8 protein-coding genes are annotated in these 6,117 nt (G+C 61.5%); 6 read left to right on the top strand and 2 right to left on the bottom strand.

Annotation, left to right across the window (positions count from 1 at the left end):
• A partial coding sequence (locus tag JOY90_RS00570; protein WP_291689231.1) for an ABC transporter substrate-binding protein occupies nucleotides 1-589 on the top strand: 589 nt, incomplete at its 5' end.
• 222 nt (nucleotides 590-811) lie between these two features.
• Here the strand turns inward: JOY90_RS00570 and JOY90_RS00565 are convergent.
• On the bottom strand, nucleotides 812-1,216 hold the full coding sequence (locus tag JOY90_RS00565; RefSeq protein WP_291689230.1) for a hypothetical protein: 405 nt from the start codon (nucleotides 1,214-1,216) through the stop codon (nucleotides 812-814).
• On the opposite strand from JOY90_RS00565, the gene JOY90_RS00560 reads away from it, so the two are divergent.
• From JOY90_RS00560 to JOY90_RS00540, 5 genes are all read left to right on the top strand, one after another.
• Complete coding sequence (locus tag JOY90_RS00560; protein ID WP_291689229.1) at nucleotides 1,217-2,665, top strand: amino acid permease; 1,449 nt, start codon at nucleotides 1,217-1,219, stop codon at nucleotides 2,663-2,665.
• Nucleotides 2,666-2,790: 125 nt separating this feature from the next.
• Nucleotides 2,791-3,246: a hypothetical protein gene (locus JOY90_RS00555; protein WP_291689228.1), complete on the top strand. Its 456-nt coding sequence runs from the start codon at nucleotides 2,791-2,793 to the stop codon at nucleotides 3,244-3,246.
• Nucleotides 3,247-3,700: 454 nt separating this feature from the next.
• Entirely contained in the window at nucleotides 3,701-4,891 is a 1,191-nt protein-coding gene (locus tag JOY90_RS00550; RefSeq protein ID WP_291689227.1) for a hypothetical protein, read from the top strand.
• 210 nt (nucleotides 4,892-5,101) lie between these two features.
• A complete protein-coding gene (locus JOY90_RS00545; RefSeq protein ID WP_291689226.1) occupies nucleotides 5,102-5,557 on the top strand; it encodes a VOC family protein in 456 nt (151 codons plus the stop codon).
• A gap of 20 nt (nucleotides 5,558-5,577) precedes the next feature.
• Entirely contained in the window at nucleotides 5,578-5,931 is a 354-nt protein-coding gene (locus tag JOY90_RS00540) for a UBP-type zinc finger domain-containing protein (RefSeq protein WP_291689225.1), read from the top strand.
• A 54-nt stretch (nucleotides 5,932-5,985) separates the two neighbouring features.
• Here the strand turns inward: JOY90_RS00540 and JOY90_RS00535 are convergent.
• Nucleotides 5,986-6,117 (bottom strand): aminotransferase class I/II-fold pyridoxal phosphate-dependent enzyme (locus tag JOY90_RS00535; RefSeq protein ID WP_367276861.1); only part of this gene is annotated, 132 nt, incomplete at its 5' end.

The following is a 6,117-nucleotide window of genomic DNA, read 5'->3' as shown; positions in this document are numbered from 1 at the left end:
CTCGTCTTATCTGCTGCAGGCGCAGGCCTCGAAGGCGAAGATCGTCGCTCTCTCGAACGCCGGCGGCGACACCATCAACGCGATCAAACAGGCCGCGGAATTCGGCCTCGGCCGCAGCGACGACCAGCGGGTGGCGGCGCTGCTGCTCCAGTTTCCCGACACCCACGCGCTTGGCCTCCAAACGGCGCAGGGCCTGACCGCGTCCGAGACCTTCTTCTGGGACCTCGACGACGCGACCCGCGCCTGGACCAAACGCTTCCTCGGCCTCAACAACGGCAAGCCGCCGAGCATGATCCATACCGGGACTTACGGCGCAACATTGCACTACCTCAAGGCGGTGGCGGCAGCCGGCACGACCGACGCCACCAAGGTCGTTGCGAAGATGAAGGAGCTGCCGATCGATGACTTCTACACCAAGGGCTCGGTGCGCGAGGACGGGCGTGTGATGCGGCCTTATTATCTGCTGCAGGTGAAGAAGCCCTCGGAGTCGAAGTATCCCTTCGATTATCTCAAACTGCTCGCCACCGTGCCCGCCGAGGAAGCGGCGCGCCCCCTGAGCGAGAGCGCGTGCCCGATGGTGAAGCGCTGACGAACCGTAGGGCGGATCATCCTGCTGTGTCACTACCCGGGCGGAGCCGTGGGGTGGGCTAAGGCGCGGCCACGTCCACCGAAGCTCGCAGAGCGAAGGTGGAAGCGCCGTGCCCACCATTACATCAACAGCATTGCTTGCAATGGTGGGCACGCTTCCGCCTTCTCTGCGAGCTTCGGCGGACAAGCCTGCCTTGGTGTGGCGACTTACGTGCGTGGTCGCTTAGCCCACCCTGCCGATCTCATGACGCAGTAGAGCTTGCCCGAGGCGCAATCCGCCGGTCGGATACGGAGTTCTGGTAATCAATCTCAAGGCAGCAAGAGTGCTCAGCAACTCGATGCCGCAATCCATATTGGCGGGTGCCGACGAGGTGATCGAATAGGTTAAGCATTGCTGCGCTGAATGAGGCTGGAATTGGCCCAGGGCTGCCGACTGGTGCAACGCAGAAAGCCGGCAGCAATCCAACGACAGGCTGCCGTCGATCGCGATGGAACGCGGCGGTTGAAGATTAGGCGTTGCACACCCTCGACGCCTGCGCGTACCCTTGCGGTACTGGCTGCGCACGATGTGATGACCTTCATCAGGAAGTGCCAATGCGAAGGCCGACAGAAAAAAATGGGAGGACATATGAGCGACCAGGGAGTGATGACCCGCAAATCGGTTGCGGCGATAATCGCGAGCGGCGATACCGCGGAGCACGGCCTCGCCAAGGCGCTTGGACCTTTCAGCATTACGGCAATGGGGATCGGCGCCATCATCGGCGCCGGCATCTTCGTCCTCACGGGAACCGCTGCGGCGCACTACGCGGGCCCGGGCATCATGCTCTCCTTCGTCCTCGGCGGCATCGCCTGCGCCTTCGTCGGGCTGTGTTATGCCGAGCTCGCGGCGCTTTTGCCGGTATCCGGCAGCACCTACAGCTACACCTACGCGACGCTTGGCGAACTCGCCGCCTGGATCATCGGCTGGGATCTGGTGCTCGAATATGCCATGGGCGCCTCGACCGTCGCGGTCGGCTGGTCCGGCTATATCGTGAGCCTCCTGCACAACTTCGGAATCGACGTGCCGGCGGCCTTCGCGGCGGCGCCCGGCACCATCGTCAAGCTCCCCGATGGCAGCACGGTTTCGGGCATCATCAATGTCCCCGCTGCCCTGATCGTTGGCATCCTGACCGTCATGCTGATGCTCGGGACGAAGGAATCGGCTCGCGTCAACAACATCATGGTGGCGATCAAGCTTTTCGTGGTGGTCGCCTTCATCCTGCTCGGCGCCGGCTATGTTCATACGGCGAACTGGCATCCCTTCGTTCCGGACAATACGGGCGCGTTCGGGGAATTCGGGTGGAGCGGCGTGCTCAGAGGCGCCTCGGTGGTCTTCTTCGCCTTCATCGGTTTCGACGCGGTCTCGACCTGCGCGCAGGAAGCAAAGCGGCCGCAGCGCGACATGCCGATCGGCATCCTGGGATCGCTCGTCATCTGCACCATCCTCTACATCGCCGTGGCGGCCGTGCTGACGGGGCTCGTTCCCTACACCGAGCTCGCCGTGCCTGATCCGATCGCCAAGGGCGTCGACGTCATCGGCCTTCCCTGGTTCTCCGTGCTCATCAAGCTCGGCGCGCTCGCGGGCCTCACGACGGTGATCCTGGTGCTGCTCTACGGCCAGAGCCGCATCTTCTTCACCATGTCGAGCGACGGCCTCCTCCCGACCATGTTCTCGCGCGTGCATCCGACGCTGCGGACGCCACATCTCAGCCAGCTCCTCATCGGAATCGTCGTGGCTTGCGTCGCGGCGCTCACACCGATCGAGATCCTGGGCGAGATGGTGAGCATCGGCACGCTCTTCGCCTTCGTGCTGGTCTGCGGCGCCGTGATCTATCTGCGGCGCAGCGATGCCGATATCGCACGGCCGTTCCGCGTGCCGAACGTGCCCTGGGTTCCGATCCTCGGCATCCTGTTCTGTCTGGCGCTCATGCTCGGTCTGCCGCTCGTAACCTGGCTTCGGCTCGTGGTCTGGCTCGTTATCGGCCTCTTGATCTATTTTGCCTACAGCAGCCGCCATTCGCGGCTGCGCCACGCCTGAGCAGAAGCTCGAGACCCTGTTGCCGGTCAAAAGGCCTGTGCAGAGATGCCACGCGAGGCGAGCGCAAAAACGCGAGTATGGAGCCGCGGCCGTGTTAAGCGGAAAAGCAACCGAGGGGAACAGTGGTGGGCATCATCGTCGGCACCTGGCACTTCGGCGAACCACAAAGCGACTTTCCGGGCGATGAGTCGTCCATCGCCGCTGCCGTTGCGGTCCGGCTGCATGCCGCGACCGGGTTGCGCGTCGAGCAACGCGAAGACGGCACGCTTCGGATTCCAAAACTCGGCCGGCTGACTTTCTTGGCGGCTGGCGAAGAGTTGTTTGACTGGGCGTTCAACGATCACATCGTGACAGTGCATGCTGGGATACCCGCACACCCCTACCTGTGGGAGAACCTCGATGCGGTCATGAGGGCGGCAGGCGGACGGCGCGACACCGACGTCTGCGTCTGGCAGCCCAATCCGGCACATGCTCGATTGCAAACGTGCTGGGACTCCTTGTCGCCGCGCGATCGCTTCCTGCTTGCGATGCCGTCTTTGTGGGGGGCACGACCTTTCGATCGGCTGCTCTCGCAACCATAGATGGCTCTTGATATTGTCGCGCCAAGCTTGAAGCAGTAGACGCGCGATAGAAAATTTGGGAGCCTCCTTCCCGGAGTGATATGATCGCGAGCAACCCTCATGCAGACGTCTATCGCGCACCCGCAAATCTTGTTTATTGATGGCCTTCCAGGTTCCGGCAAGAGCAGTGTCGCAGAGGGGAGAGCTACCTGGTTGAAGCATTCGAGCGGACACCATGGATGCAGGGCGCGCGCCCTTTCCGGCGTCGAAGGCGATCGTGAAGCCGACGCAGTCGGGAAGGCGGTTCGTGCCCCGCAGCAGCCGTCAACTTTGTCGCAGAAAGCCGAGTCTTTGACGTCCGACGCACTGGAGTGCGCGGGATTGTTCACAGGCATGTCGCAGAAGTTCGCAACCTTGGCGACACCGGTTGATCGGCCGGGATACAGGAATGTCATCGCTTTGCCGGAATGATCACATGCCCGACGCGACCAATCCGGCCACACCTTACATATATGACATATACGATCCAAAGAACGGTGTGTTCTCCGTCTGCATCACCTGCGAGGGACACGCCAGCCGCCGCTGGAGCGGCACCCATAACGAGGCGGAAGCCGCCGCATTGAACCAGCGCCTGTCCGATCATCGGGCGCGCGTGGTCTATGACAAGGTTGTGGAGATGGTGCAGCGCGAGCTGCCGAGCTTCCCGATCGCAGTTCGGGACAGGGCCGTAGGCGCCAGACATCCGTTCCCGACGGCGGGTGAGGACAATGCCGCAATTGACCGCTGCGTCGCCGTGATGGTCGACCTGGTTTGGACGAGGCCAGAGCAAAAGGTCATTCCGCGTCCGCCAAAAAAGATGTGGCCTCAGCATATCTGCTGGGAGATCAGAGTGATCGACTATGTTCTTACGAACGCTTTCACGGTGGAAGCCGGCTACGTGCGAGTGGGGATCCGCAGCCCTTCCAGCAAAAAGGAACTGATACTCGGTGGCCCCATTTTTGGAACCGATCTCTCGGTCGCTGACTTGCTGTCAGCCATCAAGTCGGGGCCGGCAAAACTACGTGAGATTCTGAAGTTCCGCAAAGTCATCGACTTCAAAAAACTTAAAGATCTGAAAGATGCCTGGAAGCTGGAACAGTTCCTGGACAAGGTAGGAAGCAGGCTGAGCAAAGGCCAAATGGGAAAGACGGTCTCGTTCACGACGCCGCCGATGGATTTCGACGACTGGATAAACAACGGCCAGGGTCAGCAAATCATCTTCCTGCACGGCGAAGGCAAAACCGGGTTCACCAAGTCGTCCGCGGACGACATGATTATCGAGGGCATTGATACTGATCCCACCCTGCTCGAATGGGGGCATGATTGGCTCAAGCTCTACAAGGGTACGCCCGACCTGAATTTCCATATCGAGCGTGGCGTGCTCACGCCTCAAAACGACCCTCAGGATTTCCTCATGGTCTATGACCCGCGTGGGCCCCAAGTGGTCGATTTCGACGTCGCAAGCAAGACCTACGATCTCACTTTGGTCAGCTTCCCGACCGGGAAATCCGGTTGGAACGACGTTGGCCGGCGTCAACAGGAGGAGCTCAGGAACTTCGTGCATGAGAAGGCAAGGGCCATCCGCGCCCGCGCCGTCCTCGTGAAGCCCGCCCCGCCTCGCATCTGACCACGCAACCCATCAAGCGGGCGAGCCGGCTCGAGACCGGCACGCACGTGTCGTTCTCGCGTTCCTGGCAGAACGTTCCGTCTGATTGTTCGACGCGCCGCCTTACGACATTGACGCGGCTGTGACCACAAATCGAAAGCGACGCTTACCGGCCCCCGGGGAAACCGGCTATGATGATACCGGGCGAGCCGATCGACACGGGAGCCGAGCATGAACCAAGTACAGGTCGAGCAGAAAACCTATCGGATGCCGCCGCAGGATGGGTTCACCGTCGCACATTTTCTCACCGTCGCCGACGTCGAGCGATCGCTCCGATTTTACGAAACGGTTTTCGGAGGTCGCATTCTGAGCAGAGGCGACAGCAGCGGCGCGCCGGGATATATGCAGATCGCGAACACATGGCTCATCGTCAACCCCGGGGGCGGTCCGACACCCGACAAACCATCGATAACGCTCGGCGTCCCCGCCAATCCCGATTCAGTCAGCAGCTTCATGAATATTCGCGTTGCGGATATTCAGGCGTGCTACGAACTTTGGCGGAGTCGAGGAGCCGAGTTCATCACCGAGCCGAAGCCCAAATACGGCGAGACGCGCTGCTACATTCGCGATCCCGACGGCTATCTTATAGAGGTTGGGCAAAGCAACCCGGGCGTAGCTTACGGCTAAGCAGCAGGACACGTGACCCCATGAAGTCTGAAACGGATGGCATCAATCCCGCAGCCAAGCCAAGCGGAACGGGTTGCGTCGAATGCTCGGCTGCGGGCGGGTGGTGGCTGCATCTTCGCAGATGCGTCGCATGCGGGCACATCGGCTGTTGTGATACGTCCCCAAGTCAGCATGCATCGAAACATAACGCGGCTACCGGTCACCCGATCATCACGAGCTTCGAGCCGGGCGAACGATGGTTTTACGACTATCGTACCGGAGAGTTCTTCGACGGCCCGGAGCTTCACGCCCCTCACTCGCATCCGTTGGATCAACCGGTGCCCGGACCGGCCGAAGCGGTGCTTTCAAACTGGCAAACGCTGCTTCACGAATAGCGGGCGGGGCCCAGCAATGCCGCCCGCCAACCGGTCAGAAGCTCTGCAGAGCTACTACGCGAGGCCGGCGCAGAAACGCTGGATGCGGCGGCAGGCTTCCTCGAGCAGATCGAGCGACGCCGCGTAGGAAATCCGGAAGTTCGGACCGCAGCCGAAGGCGGACCCGTGCACCACGGCCACGCCCTC

Origin of the sequence: Bradyrhizobium sp., assembly GCF_019242285.1 — a bacterium.
Taxonomy (GTDB): Bacteria; Pseudomonadota; Alphaproteobacteria; order Rhizobiales; family Xanthobacteraceae; genus Bradyrhizobium.
The sequence above is the reverse complement of the archived record's forward strand: the minus strand, read 5'-3'. Positions and strand labels throughout refer to the sequence as shown.